The following is a 19,767-nucleotide window of genomic DNA, read 5'->3' on the forward strand; positions in this document are numbered from 1 at the left end:
CTCCGCAGATCAAGCCTCCAGGGCGTGCACGACTCTTGCGGTGACGGACGTCACGTCAGCAGACTGCGGAGAGAACTAGAACACGTACTAGTTCCGGAGGAGAGCCGGAGAGAGCCGGAGAGCCGAGAGGACCCGCACCCATGGCTGCCGAACCCGTGATCGTCGAAGCCGTACGCACCCCCATCGGCAAGCGCGGCGGCGCGCTCGCCAACCTCCACCCCGCCTATCTCCTGGGCGAGACCTACCGTGAACTCCTGGGCCGCACCGGCATCCCCGCCGACTGCGTCGAGCAGATCGTCGGCGGCACGGTGACCCATGCCGGCGAGCAGTCCATGAACCCCGCGCGCACGGCCTGGCTGACCATGGGCCTGCCGTACGAGACGGCCGCGACGACCGTCGACTGTCAGTGCGGCTCCTCGCAGCAGGCCTCCCACATGACCGCCAACATGATCGCGGCGGGCGTCATCGACGTCGGGATCAGCTGCGGCGTCGAGGCGATGTCCCGGGTGCCGCTGGGCTCGGGCTCCAAGCACGGCCCCGGGAAGCCGTTCCCCGACGAGTGGAACGTCGATCTGCCGAATCAGTTCGAGGCGGCCGAGCGCATCGCCCGCCACCGCGGGCTGACGCGCGAGAACGTCGACTCACTGGGGCTGCTCTCCCAGGAACGGGCCGCCGCCGCCTGGGCCGAGGAGCGGTTCAAACGGGAGACCTTCGCCGTCCAGGTCCCGACGACCGAGGAGGAGCAGCACGCCGGTCAGGGCATGTGGCGGCTCGTCGACAAGGACGAGGGGCTGCGCGACACGTCCATGGAGGCGCTGGCGGGCCTGAAGCCGGTCATGCCGACGGCCGTCCATACGGCGGGCAACTCGTCGCAGATCAGCGACGGCGCGGCGGCCATCATGTGGGCGTCGAAACGGATGGCACGTGCGCTGAAGCTGCGACCGAGGGCGCGGATCGTGGCGCAGGCGCTGGTCGGCGCCGACCCGCACTTCCACCTCGACGGGCCGATCGACGCGACGAAGGCGGTGCTGGGCAAGGCCGGGATGTCGTTGAAGGACATCGACCTCGTCGAGATCAACGAGGCGTTCGCGTCCGTGGTGTTGAGCTGGGCACAGGTCTTCGAGCAGGACCTGGAGAAGGTCAACGTCAACGGCGGTGCGATTGCGCTCGGGCATCCGGTGGGGGCCACCGGGGCTCGGCTGATCACGACCGCGCTTCATGAACTGGAGCGGGTGGACAAGGAGTTCGCGCTGGTGACGATGTGCGCCGGGGGCGGGTTGGCCACCGGCACGATCATTCAGCGGCTCTAGCCGACGGCCGACGTCCAGTTGACGAAGGTGGTGAACGCGGCGGGGTCGAGGGTGAGGATCGGTCCCGCCGGGTTCTTTGAGTCGCGGATGGCGATGGTGGTGTGGGGGGTTTCGGCGATCTCGATGCATTCGCCGCCCTGGTCGCCGCTGTGCGAGGACTTGCGCCAGGCCAGGGACCCGAGCGGAGCGCATTCAACGCACTGGCCACCCTGGTCGCTGCTGTAGCTGGACTTACGCCACTGGATCCCCGCCGGAACCATGTTGCTCGCCATAGCGTTCCTCCATCACGCGCCGGATCAACTCCGCCGAATCCTTGAGGGAAAGCGCGGCGGCTTGAAGATGATCGTAACGGAGCGAGCAGTCCTTGACGGTGTCCGGATTCGCGGTCGGATGCCCGCTGCCGTAGCTCTCCGTGTAGACGATGGTCGGGTCGCTCGCAAAGCGGTAGAGGTCGAACGAGCCTGTTAGCCCCGCGTGCGCGCCCGCCGAGAATGGCAGCACCTGGATGTTGACCCGGGGATTGTTCTCGAACGACAACAGGTGGGCGAGTTGCTCCCGCATGGTCTCCCGGCCACCGATCTCCAGGAACAGCGCTGCCTCGCTGAGGATCGCCCAAAAGACCGGCGGCTCCGGCTTCTCCAGGATGCGCTGACGGGCCAGCCGTACCTCGGTGCGGTCGTCGAGGTCGGTGTCGTCCAGCACACCGAACACGGCACGAGCGTATGCCCTGGTCTGGAGGAGACCGAGAACCATGTGGTCCTGGAAGGAGCAGATCTCGATCGCCCGCGCCTCCAACTCCGCCACCTGCTGAAACCAGGCCGGAAGTTGGCTTCGCATCACCAGCTCATGCAGCCGGGACAGCGCCCCGCCTGTCCCCAGCGCGATATCCACGCGCTCACTGAAGGGCAACGTCGGCAGCTTCCGTGCCGTCTCGATCTGGCCGACCAGTGAACCGGTGCAGTAGACGATGTCCCCGAGCTGGCGCTGGGTCAGCCCGGCGGCCTCGCGGTACCGGCGTAGCTCGAAGCCGTAGTAGTCCAGTGGCGAGGCGCCCGGGTCGAGGGTGTTGATGTGGGTCACGCAGAGCCCCCTCTCACGCAACTGGGCCCACTTCGGAGCCCGTTGTATCTGTTCGGTAGCCCAAAGTAACCGCCCCAGGTCACGCTCGTACCGTGAATGAATACATTCCCCCCACCTACCTGGCCCCCTTCCGGGCCCAGTACCGCCTGTCCCTCACCGTCGGCACCCACTCGGCCCGGCACATCCGCGCCATCGCCCGCTCGCTGCTCGAGGAGTGGGGGATGTGCGAGCTGACCGACACCGTCGAGCTGGCCGTGACCGAGCTGGTCGCCAATGTCGTACGGCATGTTCCGGACCGGCGGTGCGAGGTGCTGGTGCTGCGGCGGACGGGCGGGGTGCGGGTCGAGGTGACGGACGGCTGCGGTCAACTGCCCGCGCATGCCGTGCAGTCGGGGCCGGAGGACGAGAGCGGCCGTGGGCTCGTCCTGCTGGACGCGATGGCCGACAAGTGGGGTGTGGATCCTGTGTCAGGGGGTGGCAAGGCGGTGTGGTTCGAATGCTGGTATGGAAGTGGGTGAGAGTGTCGGAACTGAGACCGGAAGACCTATGGGCGGCGGCTTGGTCGTTGTCGCCTCTGCCTCCCCTCCCGCCTGTCTAGAGTGAGGAGACGCACGAGGCTCGGGGGAACAAGGCGATGGCGCGAATCGTCGGTGTGCACGGCGTGGGCAAGCAGCGGCTGGGCGGCAACACGCTGCTGAAGGACTGGGAGCCGGCACTCGCCGACGGCCTCGACCGGGCGGGCGGCTCGCCGTTCGGTCCAGGTGAGTTCCGGATGGCCTTCTACGGCGACCTGTTCCGCCCTTCGGGCCACACCCTGGCCGTCGGGGACCCCATGTTCACCCCGGACGACGTCGACGAGGGCTTCGAGACCGAGCTGCTGCTGGAGTGGTGGGCGGAGTGCGCCCGGACCGATCCTGCCGTGCCGCCGCCCGGTGCCACGGACACGCTGGCCCGTTCACCGAGAGCCGTACAGACGGCGCTACGGGTGCTGCAGCACTCCCGTTTCTTCGCCGACGTGTCCCTGCGGGCCCTCGTGTTCGACCTCAAGCAGGTGCGTCGCTATCTGACGGACGACGGGTTGCGGGCCGCGGCCCGCGCACGCGTGGAGGAGGCGATCGAGCCGGACACCCGGGTGGTCGTCGCGCACTCGCTGGGCTCGGTCGTGGCGTACGAGGCGCTGTGCGCGCGGCCCGGCCACCAGGTGCGGGCGCTGGTGACGCTTGGCTCACCCCTGGGGATGCGGATGGTCCTCGACCGGCTCCGGCCCGAACCGGGCGGCTGGCCGGGCACATCGGCGTGGACGAACGTCGTCGACGAGGGTGATGTGGTGGCGGCGGTCAAGGACCTGTCGCTGTTCTTCGGGACGGGGGTGACGGGGAAGGTCGTTCACAACGGCTCGCACGCGCACGACGCCGCGCTGTACCTGACGGCGAAGGAGACCGGCGAGGCGGTGGCGAAAGGGCTGGCGGAGGGGCTGGCATGAGCGAGGGTACGGCCCCCGGGGACGGCGGCCCGCGCCGCTTCCTGATCGCCACCGCGGTCAGCCACTACCCGCACGCCCCGGAGTGGGACCGGCCGGGGCTGGCCGAGGCACGCCGCGGGATCGTCGACCTGTTCACGACCAGGCTCGGCTACGAGCACGTCTCCGACCTGGGCGCCAACCCGACACAGCAGCAACTGCTGCGGGAACTGCGGGAGTTCTGCCGCTCACCGGAGCGCCGGGCCGACGACATCCTGGCGGTGTACGTCGCCGGACACGGCGAGCTCCTCGACAACGACGAGTACGTACTCCTGACGTCGGACACCCACCCCGACGACCTGTACGACGCCCTGCCGCCGAGCACACTGGCCCGGAAGATCCTCGCCGGGACGAAGGTACGGCGGCTGCTGCTCATGCTGGACACCTGCTTCTCCGGGCAGGGCGGCAATGAACTGCTCGTCTCCATGGCGAAGTTGAAGGGCAACTGGCGCGAGCGGGACGCCGGCCTGGCGGTGATCACGTCGGCGCAGCCGAGCCAACTCGCGCGGGCGGGGGCCTTCCCCGAGTTGCTCACGGAAGCGGTCACGAGCCTGGCGACGGCGGGCTGCACACCGGCGCTCCTGTCCCTGGACGCGGTGGTCAACGCCACGGCCAAGAACCCCTCACGCCCCGACTTCCAGGACATCGGCCTGGAGATCATCGGCCTCACCGGCGAGATCCCGCCCTTCCTCCCCAACGCCAAGCACAGCAACCGGCTGTCCCACACCGACATGGCCCTGCAACAGGCGGCGGAGTGGGACGAGCAGGACAGGCGGCGGGACGTGGAGTTCCGGACGCGGTTGCTGCGGCGGGCGATGGGGCACCGGGACGAGGACCGGGTGGGATGGTGGTTCTCGGGGCGGCATCGGGCGCTGCGCGACATCACGGCGTGGCTCGGCGAACTGCCGGACGACCGGCCCGCTTTGGTGGTCACGGGCGACCCGGGGTCGGGCAAGACGGCGGTGCTGGGGCTGTTGGCCGCGGTGAGCGACCCGGAGTACCGGCGGACGGTGCCGTTGGCGAACCTGGGGCTGCGCCCGGAACTGCTGCCGCCCCCGAAGGCGATCCGTACGGCGGTCTACGCCCAGAGCCTCACCGATCAGCAGGTGGTCCAGGCGCTGGCCGCCGCGCTGCGGTTGCCGCCGGTGGAGGCGGTGGCGGAGCTGCTGAACCAGCTGAACGCCGCGCCGGAGCCCGACCGTCCCCGGGTGGTGCTGATCGACGGCCTGGACGAGGCGGTGACGCCGAGATCACTGTGCAACCAGGTGCTGCGACCGCTCATGGAACTGGCCGGGACCCGCCTGAGGCTGCTGCTGGGCACCCGGCCCCATCTCCTGGCTCCGCTGGCCGTGGAGCGGGCGGACCATGTCGACCTCGATGCGCCCCGGTACGCCGACCCGCAGGCCGTACTGGCCTACGCGGTGCGCAACTTGATCGACGCGCACCCCAAGTCGCCGTACCTGGACTGCGAGAACGGTCTGCGGCTCGGGGTCGCACGGGCCGTCGCCGCGGCAGCCGGCCACTCCTTCCTCGTCGCGCGCATCACCGCCGGCACGCTGGCGGCGACGCCCACGCTCCCCGACCCGCAGGATCCCGACTGGCTCGGATCACTCCCGAGCGCCGCCGCCGACGCCATGCACCGCGATCTGCACCAGCGCTTCGGCGAGGGCGCGGAGCGAATCCTCGACCTGCTGCGGCCGTTGGCGTACGCCGAGGGGCAGGGGCTGCCGTGGGAGGACATCTGGGCGCCGCTCGCCTCGGAGGTGTCGGGGCGGCGGTACACCAATGAGGACCTGCATCAGTTGCGGCGGGACGCGGGCGCGTACGTGGTGGAGGCCGTCGAGGACGGGCGGTCGGTGTACCGGCTGTACCACGAGGCGATGGCGGAGTACCTGCGGCTGGGGCGGGACGCCGGGGAGGCGCACCGTGCCTTCACCGTCGGGCTGCGGCGGACCGTGCCGTACCGGATCGACGGCGCGCTGGACTGGGGCCGGGCTCATCCGTATGCACTGCGGCACCTGGCGGTCCATGCAGCCCACGCGGGACTGCTCGACGGGCTGGTCACGGAGCCCGAGTACCTGGTGCACGCGGACGCCGACACGCTTGTGATGCTCCTGCTGAAGGTCAGGAGTGACGCCGCCCGGCTGCACGCCGCCGTGTACCGGGCGTCGATCCAGGTCCATCGCCACCTCGACGCGGTTGGCCGTCGAGGGATCCTCGCCCTGGACGCGGCTCGCTACAACGAACCGTCCGTGTTGAAGGCGTTCGGCAGCGGGGTGGCCGAGGGGACATGGAGGCCGGTCGCCGCATCCGGTTCGCTGCTGGCCGGCAACCTGCTCAACGCCTTCATGGGCCCGGCCAGGGGGGTTGTGGCGGCGGCCTGCACCGTCGTCGAGGGCCGCGAGGTCATCGTCACCGGGACGGTGGACATGAGCCTGCGGGTCTGGGATCTGACCACCGGCCAGCTCCTCGGCAGACCCATGACCGGCCACACCAAGAGGGTGGACGCGGTGGCGTGCACGACACTGAACGGCCGACCGATCGCCGTCAGCGGATCGAGCGACGGGACAGTACGCGTCTGGGACCTGGCCGCCTGTGTACCGGTGGGCAAGCCCATGACCGGCCACACCAACAAGGTGGACGCGGTGGCGTGCACGACACTGAACGGCCGACCGATCGCCGTCACAGGCTCGGACACGCTGCGGATCTGGGACCTGGCCACCAGCGAACCGGTGGGCGGGCCGATCGACGTCGGCGGCCGGGTGAGCGCGCTGACGGTTGCCATGACGCATGACGGTCCCGTCGCCGTCACGGGCACCACGAACGCACAGGTACGCGTGTGGGACCTGGCGAGCGGCCTGGACCGGGGTGGGCTGGAGGGCGCCGAGCGAATCTACGTGACGGCGTTGGCGAGTACGGAGCTGGACGGTCACCCGGTTGTCGTCTCACTGGCACAGGGCAGGAAGTTGCACGTCTGGGATCTGGACACACGTCGGCGTCTGGCCACGTTCGAATCGCGCGACGCGCATGTGCACCATGTGGCGTGTACGCAGTTGGACGGTCGTCCCGTCGCCGTCGTCAGTTCACTGGACCGGACACTGGCCGTCTGGGATCTGAAGGCCCGCCGACAGGTGGGAAGCTTCGGGAACGACGGTGATGCCCTCATGTCGTTGGCATGCGCGTCGCTGGCCGGGCGACCGGTCGCGGTGTGCGGTTCGTTCAACGGCGTCCGGGTCTGGGACTTGTCCGTCTCACGGCCTTTGGGCCGACCCGTGACCGGCCATGTTCGGCGGGTCTCCGCCATGGACGTCAGTGAGTTGAAAGGACGGCCGGTCTTCGTCACCGGCTCCCACGACCAGACGGTCCGGATCTGGGATGCGCGCACCGGCTCGCCCGTCGGTGACTCCATGAAGGGGCACTGGCATGACGTGCGGTCCGTGGCCTGCACCATGCTGCGCGGTCGGTCCATCGCCGTCACCGCCTCCTGGGACGGTACGGTGCGCGCCTGGGATCTGGAACATCAGGTCGCGTATGCCCACCTCACCGGCCCCCGCGAGCGCGTGACCAGGGTGACGTGCGATGTCCTGGACGGCCGCCCGGTCGTCGTCGGCAGCGCGCAGGACGACAGCCTGTGGACTTGGGACCTCGGAACCGGGGAGGCACTGTACCCGCCTCTCCCGTCCGCCGTAGGAGCGCGGCGGGCGATGGCCTCCACCGTCGTGGCCGGTCGCCTGATCGCGATCACCTCGGGTGAGGGGGCGACACGGTTCTGGGACCTGGCCGATCACCGCTCGATCGCCGAGATCCAGCACAGTGCCCTGGCCATCGCGTGCGCCGACATCGGTGGCCGCCCCGCCATGGTGACCTGCGGCAGGGACGCCACGGTACAGGTGCGGGACCTCGCGACGGGCCGCCTCCTCGGCCCGCCGATGACGGGCCACAGCAGACCTGCGCAGTCCGTGAGATGCGGGAGTCTGGACGGCCGCCCGGTCGCCGTCACCTGCTCCCCCGACGACACGGTCCGGATCTGGGACCTGGAGAGCCGCACCCCGGAGGGCAGCCTCCACGTCCCCGGGGTCTCCCAAGCCGCGCCCCTCGCCGACACCGGCCACCTGGTCTGCGCCTTCGGCAACGACGTAGCCCTCTTCGCCCGCCAGTAAACGCGTCCCCCCGTTTCCGCGTCTTCGGTCACGTGGCCCAAGCCGAACAGCTCACCCACGCCAGACCCGCGCAGCCGGCACCCCCTGCCCAAGCGCGTCCGCCCCTGCTGCGCACGATCTGGGCCCGCCACCGCGTCCCGCTCCTCGCCACGCTTCCCTTCCTGCCCCTCTACGGGATCTGGTGGGCCTTCCTCGCCACCGGCGGCGGCGACCTGGCCGCCCAGTACGCCTGGGCCGGTTTCGCGGCGCGGCACGGGGACTCGGCGTACAACCTGTTCTGGTACGGCGGCACGCACACCGCCAACTACAGCCTGATCTCCCCGTACCTGATGGCGGGCCTCGGTGTCCGCGCGGTCACCGTCGTCTCCGGGCTGGTGGCCTCGTGGCTGGCGGCCGTCCTGATCACCCGGGTCGAGGGGCTCCACCGACCCCTCGGCCCGGCGGTCCTCGCGTCCCTGGCGTTGTGGTGCAACGTGGCCTCCGGGCGCACCACTTTCGCGCTCGGTGTCGCCTTCGGGCTCGGCGCCTGCCTGGTGCTCACCGGCCGGCGGCGTGTCGTCCCGGCCGTCGCCTGCGCCGCCCTCGCGACCATGGCCAGCCCCGTGGCGGGGCTGTTCGTGGCGGTCGTGGGGGCAGCGTTCCTCCTCACCCGGGACTACGCACGCGCCCTCGCCCTGCTCGTGCCGCCCGCGGTGACCGTCGGCGTGACCAGCCTCCTCTTCCCCTTCAAGGGCGAGCAGTTGATGTTCGCGGACCGTGTCTGGCAGCCCGCCCTCCTCGGTCTGGCCGTCGCGTTCCTCGCCCCTCGCACCTGGCGCGTGGCCCGCTGGAGCGGTTTCGTCTACGCGGCCGGGGTCGTGCTGACGTATCTCGTCGCCTCCCCCGTCGGCACGAACGTCGAGCGCTTCGCCGAACTGTTCGCGCCCGCCGCCCTGCTGGCCGTTCTGCTGGCCCGGCCCGCTCTCGCCGGGTTCCGCCGGAAGCTGCTCGTCGTCGCGCTGGTCTTCTCCGTCGGCTGGGTCGGCAAGAAGACCGGCGACGACCTGTACGTCTCCACGAGGGTGCCGGCCTGGGCCACCGAGACCCACGGCGTGATCCGCGCCCTCGACCGCCTCGGCGCCGACCGCACCCGCGTGGAGGTCGTCCCGGCCCGCAACCACCGCGAGGCCAGCGGGCTCGCCCCGTACGTCAACATGGCCCGCGGCTGGAACCGGCAGCTCGACATGGAGCGGGCCCGGCTGTTCTACGACGGGACGTTCTCCGCGGCGGCCTACCGGGAGTGGCTGGACCGCTGGGCCGTCGGGTACGTCGTCCTCCCGCTCGGCAAGCCCGACGGGTACGCCAAGGACGAGGCCCGGCTCGTGCGCGATCACCGGCCCGAGTGGCTGGAGCCCGTGTGGCAGGACGCGCATTGGCGGGTGTTCCGGGTGCGCGACGCCGTGCCGCTGGTGTCCGGGCCGGCGAGCATCGTGTCGACGTCAAGCGCCGACGTCGTCGTACGGATGCCGCGGGCGGGGACCGCCACCGTGCGCGTCGCCCATTCGCCGTGGCTGCACATCGACGGCGGCGGGTGCCTCGCGCCGAAGGGCGAGTTCACGGAGCTCAGCGTCTTTACGCCCGGCGATTACCGGATCAGCTCGGAGTACGGTCCTTCGCCGGAGCCCGGGAGTCGCTGCTGACCTTCTCGGCCTCCGACGCCACCACGCGGGCGCGCGGGCCCTGGAGCAGGTACGTCATCCCGAAGCCGGCGCCCACGACCAGCGCGCCGCCGGCCGCGTCCAGCACCCAGTGGTTGCCGGTGACGACGATCGCCGTGACCGTGAACAGCGGGTGCAGCAGACCCAGGGCCTTCATCCACCACCTGGGGGCGAGGACGAGGATCATCAGGCCGCACCACAGGGACCAGCCGAAGTGCAGGGAGGGCATCGCCGCGTACTGGTTGGTGAGCTCGGTGAGGGTTCCGTAGTCGGGCCGGGAGAAGTCCTGCGGGCCGTGGACGGTGTCGATGAAGCCGAGGCCGGGCATCAGCCGGGGCGGGGCGAGCGGGTAGAGCCAGAAGCCGATCAGCGCGAACACCGTCGCGAAGCCGATCGCGGAGCGGGCCCAGCGGTAGTCGACGGGGCGGCGCCAGTAGAGGACGGCGAGGATGGCGAGCGGGACGCCGAAGTGGAACGACTCGTAGTAGAAGTCGAAGAATTTCCGCAGCGAGTCGACCTGCACCACCGCGTGGTTGGCCCAGTACTCGATGTCGATGCGCAGGGCGCGTTCGATGGAGTGGATCTCCTCGCCGTGCTCCTCGGCGGTGACCCGGCCGGCCGAGTTGGTGCCACCGGCCGCGGCGAGCCGGATCTGGGCGTAGGCGTAGTAGGTGACCCGGATCAGCAGCAGCTCGAAGAGCAGGTTGGGGCGGCTGATCACCCGGCGCAGGACCGGAGCGAACGGGATGTGCCGGAAGCGGGCCGGGTCCCGGTCCGCGTACCGGGTCGGGATCGGCGTCTGCCAGTACGGCGACGTGCGGGACAGGAACGGCACGACGGCCGCGGTGGCGAGCGCGGCCAGCAGGACGAGGTCGGCGCGCAGGGGCTGCAGGAGCAGCTTGTCCGGCACCATCATCTTCGCCGGCAGCGTCATGACCAGCACGATCGCGACCGGCCACACATACCGGTCGGAGGCCCGCCTGCCCACCTGGCCGACGACCGCGAGCAGCACCCACAGCAGCTGGTGCTGCCAGGCGGTGGGCGAGATGACGATCGCCGCGCAGCCGGTGATCGCCACGGCCAGGAGGAGCTGTCCGTCGTGGGCGTAGCGCACGGCGCGGCGCACGGCGAGGACGGCGACGGCGGCGCCGAGGAGCAGGAAGAGGGCGATCTCCAGCGGGCCGGTCAGCCCCAGTCGGAGCAGGGCGCCGTGCAGGGACTGGTTGCCGAGGTCGTCGGCGCGCCCGCCGAGGCCGACGCCGGCCAGGTGGTGGACCCAGTAGATGTACGAGTCGTGCGGCATCGCCGCCCAGGCGAGCACCGTGGCCCCGGCGAACGTGGCCGCCGTGGACAGCGCGGCCCGGCGGCGGCCGGTGAGCAGCAGCAGCGGGGTGAACAGCAGCAGCGTCGGCTGAAGGGCTGCCGCGAGGCCGATGAGCACGCCGCCGGCGCGCTCGCCGCGCAGCGCGAAGCAGCCGAGCAGGACGAGCAGGACCGGCATGACGCTGGTCTGGCCGAGGTAGAGGGTGTTGCGCACCGGCAGCGACAGCATGAGCAGGGTGATCGCGACGGGCGCGGCGAGCAGGGAGGTGCGCCGGCTGACCGGCTGGGGCAGCGCGCGGGCGGCGACCAGGCCGAGGGCGACGACGAGAAGCAGTGTGCCGAAGGTCCAGCCCCAGCCGAGAGCCTGCTCGGCGGCCCGGGTCAGCGGTTTGAGGACGAGCCCGCCGAACGGCGTCCCGGTGAACCGCGTCGAGTCGTAGAGCGAACCCTTCACATGCAGGACGCCGTCCGGACCGACCCAGGTCTCCAGATCCGTCAGCCGCTCCCCGCTCGGGGTACTGAGGACGACGGCCACCTCGCGGGCGGCGAGGATCGCGACGATCAGCCACAGCCCGAGCCGCGCGACGCGCACGCGTGCGTGTACCGCGCCGACGGCCGTAGCTCCTCCCAGCGCCTGCGCCGGTCGCCCACCGTGCTCCGCTTTCGCCACGCCTCGTCGGCCTCCCGCCCTGCCTCGTCCCACAGGGCACTTGCGTCCGCTCCCCTTTTGCCCGATTCCCCTTTTGCCCGATTGACGATAGTCCGGGGCCGGTTCGCCCGCCTCCGCTAGGTCACGCCCGATAGGTGGCTTCCCGTGGCAGGGCGGAATGGATCACACGACAGGGGCGTATCGCTCACATCGCGGAACTCGGCCCCCGGAACCGGATCACCCGCCGTACCGTCTGAAGCCCTGGCGCCGACGGGGCGGAAGGGACTCGCGGGAATGGAGGGGCTGCGCGCAATGGCGGAGCGGGAGTTACTGCGGGACCGGGACCGGGTCCGCCGACGCCCTCACGGCCGCGTCCTCACCGTCGCCCTGGCGCTGCTCGCCCTCCAGCTCGGCCAGCTCGTGGCACCGGCGTGGGCGTGCGGCTGCGGGGCCATGGTGCCGGGCGCCGCCGGACGGGTGACGGTCGGCCGCGAGGAGTCCGTCGTGCGGTGGGACGGCCGGCGGGAGCAGGTCGTGATGCGGCTGACCGTCGGCGGGGACGCCGAGCGCGTCGCGTGGATCATGCCGGTGCCGGGGCGGGCGACGGTCCGCCTCGGCGACCCCGATCTCTTCGACGAACTGCACGACGTCACCGCCCCCGTACACCGCGAGCGCCCCCACTTCTGGCCCCAGGACGGCGACTGGCCCCTGCTGACCGGCGACGGCACCGCCGCCGGCCCGCCCCCGCCCTGGGCCGTCGCCGGACCGCCCGTGAGCGTCGTCGGCCGGCAGCGCCTGGGCCCCTTCGACGTGGCCCGGCTGACGGCCACCGACCCCGGCGCCCTGGACGGCTGGCTGGACAGCAACGGCTTCGCCCTGCCGTCCCGCCTCGACGACGCCCTGCGCCCGTACGTCCACAAAGGCTGGGAGTACGTCGCCGTGAAGCTGACCCCGCAGACCACGGGCACCCGCCTCACCGGCACCCTCGACCCCCTCCACCTCACCTTCCGCACGGACGAGCCGGTCTACCCGATGCGCCTGTCCCGCCTCGCCGACACACCCCAGTCCCTCGGCCTGTACGTCCTGGCCGCACACCGCATGGAACCGGCCTCCCGCATCGGCGGTGAACGCCCCCGCGTCACCTACGCCGGACGAGTGACGGCGAAGACCGGCCCACTGGCCGATCTGGCGGCGGGCACGCCCTTCCTCACCGCGATCGGCCAGGAGTTCCCCCGTCCCGAGCGGATCTCCGGCGACCACGTACTGCGCCGGGCGCCGGCCGACGACACCTTCCAGCAGGTGATCCACGAGGACCGGCTGCGCACGGTGGCCGGACTCCCGGCGTGGCTGCTGACGGTGACCGGCGGCCTCGCCCTGGCCGTGGCGACGGCGGCCGCCCTGGCCGTACGACGCTCCCGGCGCCCTGGCACCGCGCCGCCTCCACCGCTCCCGCCACCACCCCCGCCCCCGGCGCAGCCACCTGCGTCCGGCGCCGAAATCGACCATCCTGGAGTCGCGGACCGGGAACAGGGGTAGTTAGCGCTTCTAACTACTCGTACGAAAGGCAAGGCGATGAGCGAGTCGCAGCTCTGGGACGACGTCGACCAGTACTTCTCCGCCCAGCTCTCACCGGACGACGACGTCCTCCAAGCGGCCCTGCGCGACAGCGAGGCGGCGGACATCCCGATGATCAGCGTCACCGCACCCCAGGGCAAGCTGCTCCAGCTCCTCGCCGAGATCCAGGGCGCCCGCAACATCCTGGAGATCGGCACGCTCGCCGGCTACAGCACCATCTGGCTGGCCCGCGCCCTGCCCGCGGACGGCCGCCTGATCTCGCTGGAGTACGACCCCAAGCACGCCGAGGTCGCCACCCGCAACATCGCGCGGGCGGGCCTGGACAAGATCGTCGAGGTGCGGATCGGCACGGCCCTGGAGTCGCTGCCCAAGCTGGCCGACGAGAACCCGGCCCCCTTCGACCTGGTCTTCATCGACGCCGACAAGGTCAACAACCCGCACTACATCGAGTGGGCCCTGCGGCTCACCCGCACCGGCAGCCTGATCGTCGTGGACAACGTGGTGCGCGGCGGCCGGGTCACCGACGCCGACAGCACCGCGCCGGACGTCCAGGGCACCCGCGCCGCGATCGAACTGATCGGCAGCCACCCGAGGTTGACCGGCACGGCGGTCCAGACGGTGGGCAGCAAGGGCTACGACGGCTTCGCGCTGGCCCGCGTGCTGTAGCTCCCCCGGCGACTCAAGCCTCGTGGTAGAAGCCGACGTTGACGCTGCGGGGTGCGGTCCGGTCCAGGACGACGATCTCGCCGCTGCCGCCCCTGGGCAGCGGCACCGTCCCGCCGTACGCGATCGGCTGGGCGTACTCCCCCACGGTCAGCCGCACCTCGGAGGACGGGTCGGCCTGCGAGCCGCGCAGCCAGGTCACCTGCCAGCCGCCGTCGGGGCCGCACAGGAACTCCAGGTGGACCCGCGAGACGAACAGCCAGTCGTCCGGCGTCGCCAGCCGGCACACCGACTTGTCGCGGCCCACCCGCAGCACGGCGCCCGGCTCGCTGGGTGCGTCGGCCATGAGCATGCCGGCCGTGGCACCCTCGTCCGCCGCGGACACGGCGGCCATGGTGAGTTCGAGCACGTGCGCCCCTCCTGAAACATCCTGGTACGGAAGCCGTTTGGCCACCGCGCCCGCATGATAAATCGCCCGGCACCGCCGCGTCCGGCACAATGAACTCATGACCGAGCGAAAGCCTCCCGGCGTCCCGTTCGAGTCCTGGATCGACAAGCAGATCCACGACGCACAGGCGCGCGGCGACTTCGACAGACTGCCCGGCACCGGCGAACCGCTGCCGAACGACCTGGAAGCTCCGTACGACGAACTGTGGTGGGTCAAGCGCAAGATGGCCCGGGAGGGCCTGTCGGTCCTGCCCCCGGGCCTGGCGCTGCGCAAGGAGGCGGAGGACGCCCTGACGGCGGCGTACGCGGCCCCGTCGGAACGTACGGTCCGCAAGATCATCACCGACGTCAACGCCAAGATCCGCGACATGCTCCTGAAGCCCCCGCCCGGCCCGCCGCTGGGCAGGAAGCCGTACGACGTGGAAGAGGTCGTACGGGAGTGGCGCGAGCGCCGGGAGGGGCGTCGGGCGACGGGCGGGGCGGAAGCGTCGGGTGTGTCGGGTGCGCCGAATACGGCAGGTATGCCGAATACGGCAGGTATGCCGAATACGGCAGGTACGTCTACCTCAGATTCGTAGCAGCCGTTCCGCCAGCTCCCGGTAGTCGCGCAGGGCGAGGCGGAGCTGCTCGGTGTCGAAGTTCTCGACGGCGTTGGCGGTCTCGTCGATCCCGTCGGTCCCGTCGGCCCCGTCCATGGACCGTGTGGACTGCCAGGACGCGCGCAGGGTGCGGCGGCGCTCGGTCATCGCCTCGGTGAACCGGCCGACGAGGTCCTCGACCACGTGATCGGCCTCCTCGACGGCGGCCCGCGGTTGGTCGACGAAGTGGGACACCGCCTGCTGCACGCGCAGTTCGAGCTTGTCGTGCTCCTCATGGCCGAGGAGCGGTGCGGCTTTCGTGACGTCCGGCATCGCTGTCAACTCCCCACCATGGGTCGCTTGTCGGGCGCCCGCATCAGATCCTCGAACAGCGCGCGCCCCTCGATCAGCGCCTCGCGCATCTCCTCCGTACCGGGCCCGTCCTCGGGTCCGTGCGCGACGCGGTGCACGTGGCGGTAGCCCTGCACATGGTCCGCGTGGTGCACGGAGAGGGCGGAGAGCTGCTCCTCGTACTGCGCCCCGTCCGGGAACCCGCGGGCCCGCGCCAGGTCGGCGAGCAGCCGGTCGGCCTCCCCGACGGCCTCGCGGGGCGCGTCGACGAAGTGCTCCTGGGCCGCCGCCCAGCGCGCCTCGAACCGCTCGACCTCGGTCGGCTCCAACGCCCGTTCGCGCAGCCCGCCGTGCCGCTCGACCCGCTGGGCGAGCTCACGCTCGGCGGCCTGGGCGTCCCCGTCGTGCCGGGCCACGGCCCGCTCGTATTCGGGCCCGAAGCGCCGCTTCAGACCCTTGCTGCCTCGCGTACCCCGGGCACGCAGGGCCAGGACGGCCGCGCCGAGCACGACGACGGCCGCCAGAATCACGATCAGAATGATCACGCCTGTGGACATATGTGCCGGGTTGCCCCGAGCACGCTCCTCAAACGGCCCCGAATTCCGCCGCATCGGCGTGTCGATTCGGCCGGCCCCCGATCGACGTGAAGGTGAAGGGACATCGGATCAAGCCGTACGGACATGAGGAGAAGGAACCATGAGCGAGGTCATCGCACAGCTGTCGGTGTCGCTGGACGGCTACCTCACCGGCCCCGACGCGGGCCGCGAGCATCCGCTGGGCATCGGCGGTGAACGCCTGCACCAGTGGGTGTTCGGCCTGCGCAGCTGGCGCGGGCAGCAGGGCATCAAGGGCGGGACGGGCGGACCGGAGGACGACCTGGTCGCCGAGTGGATCAAGCGCCTCGGCGCGGTCGTCATGGGGCACGGCATGTTCACGTCCGGCGAGGAACCGTGGGGTGAGAACCCGCCCTTCCGCATGCCGGTGTACGTCGTCACCCACCACCCCCGTGAGCCCCTCGTCAAGGAGGGCGGCACGGTGTTCCACTTCATCACCGAGGGACCCGAGCGCGCCCTCGCCCTGGCCCGTGAGGCGGCGGGCGACAAGGACGTTTCGCTGGCGGGCGGGGCGGACCTGGTGCAGCAGTTCATCCGGGCCGGCCTGCTGGACGAACTGCTCCTGCACGTCGTACCGGTACTGACCGGCGAGGGCGGACGACGCCTCTTCGACAACGTGGGCGACAAACAACTCGAGTGGCGCAAGACCCAGGTCCTGGACGCGCCGGACGCGACCCATATTCGGTTGCGGGCCCGCTAGTTCCCCCACCGAGAATGACGGCCATGACCTGGACCGTCGCCCCGGAACCCGCCGACTCCTCCGTCGCCGCCGCGCTCTGGCGGGCGTACTACACGGAGATCAGCGACCGCTACTACCTCCTCCACGAGGGGCACCGCACCGACCCGGCCGAGCTGGAGCGCGAGATCGCCGCCGGCGTGGGTGCCGAACTCACGCCGCCCAAGGGTCAGTTGCTGATTGCCCGATACGCGGGCGAGCCGGCCGGTTCCGTCGGCATCAGGCTGCTGGACGCGGACACCGCCGAGCTCACGCGGGTGTTCGTCCACGAGTCCGTGCGCGGCAAGGGTGGGGGCCGGGTCCTGGTGCGGGCGGCGGAGGAGACGGCCCGTGCGTTCGGCGCCGCCCGTCTGATCCTCGACACCCGCCACGACCTGGTGGAGGCGCGCGCCCTGTACACCCACCTCGGCTACGAGGAGACGGCCCCGCACAACGACGACGTCTACGCCGAGCACTGGTTCAGCAAGCCCCTGCGCTGACTTGCCCCCCATTGTTCTCGCCCCCGCCGCCCCTACCCGTCCCGTCCCTGGGGGCTGCCGCCCCCGGACCCCCGCTTCGGCCCCGAAAGGGCCTCGTCCTCAAACGCCGGACGGGCTGAAATGCCGGGACCGGCGTCCAGAGGTGACGGCCCACCGGGGATGGGCGTACCCCCGCGGCGCCGCAGTCGCGTACGGCGGGAAGGGGACGTGCCGGGGGGTGTCCGCCCGCAGTGGCCGGCGTCAACACGCAGCACCTCCCGGCATAAGTCCAACCGCCGGTCCGAGGACGGACACCCCCCGGCACGGCCCCGACCCACACCCCACCCGCAGGCGCTACGCGCACCCCCACCAAACCCGCACAGGCCGCCGCAGGCACAGACGCGAACCCCCACTCAACCGCCGGAGGCAGGCTGCTCCCGATCCGACCCGCACAGCTCCTCGTTCAGCTCCCTCACCAACTGGATCAGATCGGTAGGCCGATCCGGCCCCCACCAGTCCCCGAGCAACTCGGCCAGCGACTCCTCCCGCACCCGCGCCAACCGCTCGGCAACCTCCCGCCCCCGGTCCGTCAGCACAAGGTCCAGCCCCTCGCGTTCGGCCAGCCGCCGCCCCTCCACCTGCCGGGCCGCGTCGAGGACGACGGTCAGTGGCACGGCGCTGCGCTCCGCGAGCACCGCCGGCTCCACCCAGCCGTACTTCTTGATCCGCAGCAGCAGCCAACTGGCCGCGGGCAGCAGGTCGTACCCGGCCCGCTCCGTGATCTCCCGGTACACCTCCCGCCGCCCCTCCCGCGTCCCGAGCACCGACAACGCCCGGCACACCTCGTCGTACGACGACCGCTCGACCGGATTGCTGGCCAGCGTCTCGGTGACGTCGGGCGCGGTCACGGACGCCCGCAGCTTGTCCTCCCGGAGGAACCAGGCCAGCACGAAGCCGAGCAGCGCGACGGGCGCGGCGTACAGGAACACGTCCGTGATCGAGGACGCGTACGCCTGCAAGGCGTCCGGCCGCAGCGCCGCCGGCAGTTCCGCGATGTCCCGCGGATCCGCCTCCAGCCCCTCCAACGAGACCCCGGGCGGCAGCCGAACCCCCCGGAACGCCTCCACGAGCATGTCGTCGAGCCGGCCGGCGAAGACCGTGCCGAAGATGGCGACGCCGAACGAGGCCCCGATGGACCGGAAGAACGTGGCCCCGGAGGTGGCGACGCCGAGATCCTCGTACGACACGGCGTTCTGCACGATCAGCACGAGCACCTGCATGACCAGCCCGAGCCCCAGCCCGAACACGAAGAAGTAGACGCTCATCTCACCGGTGGAGCTGTCCATGTCGAGCTGATGCAGCAACAGCAGTCCCAGCACGGTGACCCCGGTTCCGGCGATCGGGAACACCTTCCACCGCCCGGTACGGCTGACGATCTGCCCGGACGCCGTCGACGCCAACAGCATGCCGACGACCATCGGCAGCATGTGCACCCCGGACATCGTCGGACTGACCCCCTGCACGACCTGCAGAAACGTCGGCAGATAGGTCATCGCGCCGAACATCGCGAACCCGACGATGAAGCTGATGACAGCGGACAGACTGAAAGTCCGCACGCGGAACAGCTTCAGCGGCAGAACAGGCTCGGCGGCCGTCCGCTCCACGGCCACGAACGCGACGGCGAGCACGACCCCGAGCAGCGCCAGCCCGACGATCTGCACCGAGCCCCAGTCCCACGTCGTCCCCCCGAGGGACGCCACCAGCACCAGACAGGTGGCGACGGACGCGATGAGGAACGTGCCGAGGTAGTCGATGACATGCCGCGTCGCCTTGTGCGGAATGCGCAGCACACCCGCGATGACGACGAGCGCGACGACCCCGACCGGCAGGTTGACGTAGAACACCCACCGCCAGCTCAGATGCTCGGTGAACACCCCGCCCAGCAACGGCCCCAGCACGCTGCTCGCCCCGAACACCGCACCGAACAGCCCCTGGTACCGCCCCCGTTCCCGAGGCGGGACGATGTCGCCGACGATCGCCATGGACAGCACCATGAGCCCGCCGCCCCCGAGCCCCTGAACGGCCCGGAACGCGATGAGCTGGGCCATGTCCTGCGCCATGCCGCACAGCGCGGAGCCGACGAGAAAGATGACGATCGCGATCTGGAAGAGCCGCTTGCGCCCGTACTGGTCACCGAGCTTGCCCCACAGCGGAGTCGCGGCGGTGGACGCCAGCAGATACGCGGTCACGACCCACGACAGGTGCTCCAGGCCACCGAGGTCGCTGACGATGGTCGGCAGCGCGGTCGACACGATGGTCTGGTCGAGGGCGGCGAGCAGCATGCCGAGAAGCAGCGCGCCGATGGAGACGAGGACGTTGCCGGGCACGTTCTCGTGCGTCTCGACTCCCCGCCGCGGGGGCTGCGCGTCACGCACATCTCCCGTCTTACCGTGCGCATCCCCGCCCATGAAGACCTCCCGAGCCTGTCGTTACACCTCCCATGGGAAGGTCACTACATCCACCATCGTGATCGCTTCGCCCCGTTATGGCCTGTCGAGCCCCTTTGGAATCAGTCCTTCCGGGGGCTTGCGAAGACCGCGTGAGGAA

At 71.0% G+C, this 19,767-nt stretch carries 16 protein-coding genes and 1 pseudogene; 10 read left to right on the top strand and 7 right to left on the bottom strand.

What is annotated here, in order from left to right; all coding sequences use genetic code 11:
- Positions 1-140 precede the first annotated feature (140 nt).
- Positions 141-1,310, top strand: a complete 1,170-nt coding sequence (locus tag EJ357_RS13705; RefSeq protein ID WP_126391885.1) for a steroid 3-ketoacyl-CoA thiolase — start codon at positions 141-143, stop codon at positions 1,308-1,310.
- Here the strand turns inward: EJ357_RS13705 and EJ357_RS13710 are convergent.
- Both EJ357_RS13710 and EJ357_RS13715 read right to left on the bottom strand, forming a co-directional pair.
- On the bottom strand, positions 1,307-1,582 hold the full coding sequence (locus EJ357_RS13710) for a DUF397 domain-containing protein (RefSeq protein WP_175647385.1): 276 nt from the start codon (positions 1,580-1,582) through the stop codon (positions 1,307-1,309). The genes EJ357_RS13705 and EJ357_RS13710 overlap by 4 nt on opposite strands.
- Entirely contained in the window at positions 1,542-2,390 is an 849-nt protein-coding gene (locus tag EJ357_RS13715; protein ID WP_126391886.1) for a helix-turn-helix domain-containing protein, read from the bottom strand. The genes EJ357_RS13710 and EJ357_RS13715 overlap by 41 nt, the downstream gene beginning before the upstream one ends.
- A gap of 92 nt (positions 2,391-2,482) precedes the next feature.
- Between EJ357_RS13715 and EJ357_RS13720 the strand changes: the two genes are divergently transcribed.
- The 4 genes from EJ357_RS13720 (at position 2,483) to EJ357_RS13735 (ending at position 9,748) form a co-directional block, all read left to right on the top strand.
- Complete coding sequence (locus EJ357_RS13720; RefSeq protein WP_126391887.1) at positions 2,483-2,908, top strand: ATP-binding protein; 426 nt, start codon at positions 2,483-2,485, stop codon at positions 2,906-2,908.
- Positions 2,909-3,024: 116 nt separating this feature from the next.
- Positions 3,025-3,873 carry a hypothetical protein gene (locus tag EJ357_RS13725; RefSeq protein WP_175647386.1) on the top strand — a complete coding sequence of 283 codons (849 nt, stop codon included), beginning with the start codon at positions 3,025-3,027 and terminating at the stop codon, positions 3,871-3,873.
- Positions 3,870-8,069 carry an AAA family ATPase gene (locus EJ357_RS13730; RefSeq protein WP_126391888.1) on the top strand — a complete coding sequence of 1,400 codons (4,200 nt, stop codon included), beginning with the start codon at positions 3,870-3,872 and terminating at the stop codon, positions 8,067-8,069. The genes EJ357_RS13725 and EJ357_RS13730 overlap by 4 nt, the downstream gene beginning before the upstream one ends.
- A gap of 32 nt (positions 8,070-8,101) precedes the next feature.
- Positions 8,102-9,748 (top strand): hypothetical protein, encoded by a 1,647-nt coding sequence (locus EJ357_RS13735; protein WP_407698482.1) that lies wholly within the window; start codon positions 8,102-8,104, stop codon positions 9,746-9,748.
- Here EJ357_RS13735 and EJ357_RS13740 read toward each other — a convergent pair.
- The gene (locus EJ357_RS13740) at positions 9,702-11,759 is read right to left on the bottom strand and encodes a bifunctional glycosyltransferase 87/phosphatase PAP2 family protein (RefSeq protein WP_126391889.1); all 2,058 of its coding nucleotides are present in this window, start codon (positions 11,757-11,759) and stop codon (positions 9,702-9,704) included. The two genes, EJ357_RS13735 and EJ357_RS13740, sit on opposite strands and share 47 nt — an antisense overlap.
- A 273-nt stretch (positions 11,760-12,032) precedes the next feature.
- Here EJ357_RS13740 and EJ357_RS13745 point away from each other — a divergent pair, with 273 nt between their 5' ends.
- Positions 12,033-13,274: a DUF2330 domain-containing protein gene (locus tag EJ357_RS13745; RefSeq protein ID WP_228473053.1), complete on the top strand. Its 1,242-nt coding sequence runs from the start codon at positions 12,033-12,035 to the stop codon at positions 13,272-13,274.
- Between the two features lie 36 nt (positions 13,275-13,310).
- Positions 13,311-13,979, top strand: a complete 669-nt coding sequence (locus EJ357_RS13750; RefSeq protein WP_126391890.1) for an O-methyltransferase — start codon at positions 13,311-13,313, stop codon at positions 13,977-13,979.
- Between the two features lie 13 nt (positions 13,980-13,992).
- Here the strand turns inward: EJ357_RS13750 and EJ357_RS13755 are convergent, their stop codons facing one another.
- Positions 13,993-14,385 carry an FHA domain-containing protein gene (locus EJ357_RS13755; protein ID WP_126391891.1) on the bottom strand — a complete coding sequence of 131 codons (393 nt, stop codon included), beginning with the start codon at positions 14,383-14,385 and terminating at the stop codon, positions 13,993-13,995.
- Positions 14,386-14,482: 97 nt separating this feature from the next.
- Here EJ357_RS13755 and EJ357_RS13760 point away from each other — a divergent pair.
- Positions 14,483-14,908 (top strand): annotated as a pseudogene (locus EJ357_RS13760) (DnaJ family domain-containing protein); the annotation flags it as partial.
- An 81-nt stretch (positions 14,909-14,989) separates the two neighbouring features.
- Here the strand turns inward: EJ357_RS13760 and EJ357_RS48250 are convergent.
- Both EJ357_RS48250 and EJ357_RS48255 read right to left on the bottom strand, forming a co-directional pair.
- Positions 14,990-15,334 carry a hypothetical protein gene (locus EJ357_RS48250; protein WP_175647387.1) on the bottom strand — a complete coding sequence of 115 codons (345 nt, stop codon included), beginning with the start codon at positions 15,332-15,334 and terminating at the stop codon, positions 14,990-14,992.
- Between the two features lie 5 nt (positions 15,335-15,339).
- Positions 15,340-15,909, bottom strand: a complete 570-nt coding sequence (locus EJ357_RS48255; protein ID WP_175647388.1) for a hypothetical protein — start codon at positions 15,907-15,909, stop codon at positions 15,340-15,342.
- Between the two features lie 139 nt (positions 15,910-16,048).
- Between EJ357_RS48255 and EJ357_RS13770 the strand changes: the two genes are divergently transcribed.
- Positions 16,049-16,666, top strand: coding sequence for a dihydrofolate reductase family protein (locus EJ357_RS13770; protein ID WP_126391892.1), 618 nt, complete (start codon positions 16,049-16,051; stop codon positions 16,664-16,666).
- A 23-nt stretch (positions 16,667-16,689) separates the two neighbouring features.
- The gene (locus tag EJ357_RS13775; RefSeq protein WP_126391893.1) at positions 16,690-17,181 is read left to right on the top strand and encodes a GNAT family N-acetyltransferase; all 492 of its coding nucleotides are present in this window, start codon (positions 16,690-16,692) and stop codon (positions 17,179-17,181) included.
- 392 nt (positions 17,182-17,573) lie between these two features.
- Here EJ357_RS13775 and EJ357_RS13780 read toward each other — a convergent pair whose 3' ends face one another.
- Complete coding sequence (locus tag EJ357_RS13780; RefSeq protein WP_126391894.1) at positions 17,574-19,628, bottom strand: MDR family MFS transporter; 2,055 nt, start codon at positions 19,626-19,628, stop codon at positions 17,574-17,576.
- Between the last annotated feature and the right edge of the window lie 139 nt (positions 19,629-19,767).

Origin of the sequence: Streptomyces cyaneochromogenes, assembly GCF_003963535.1 — a bacterium.
In the GTDB taxonomy this organism is placed as follows: domain Bacteria; phylum Actinomycetota; class Actinomycetes; order Streptomycetales; family Streptomycetaceae; genus Streptomyces; species Streptomyces shaanxiensis.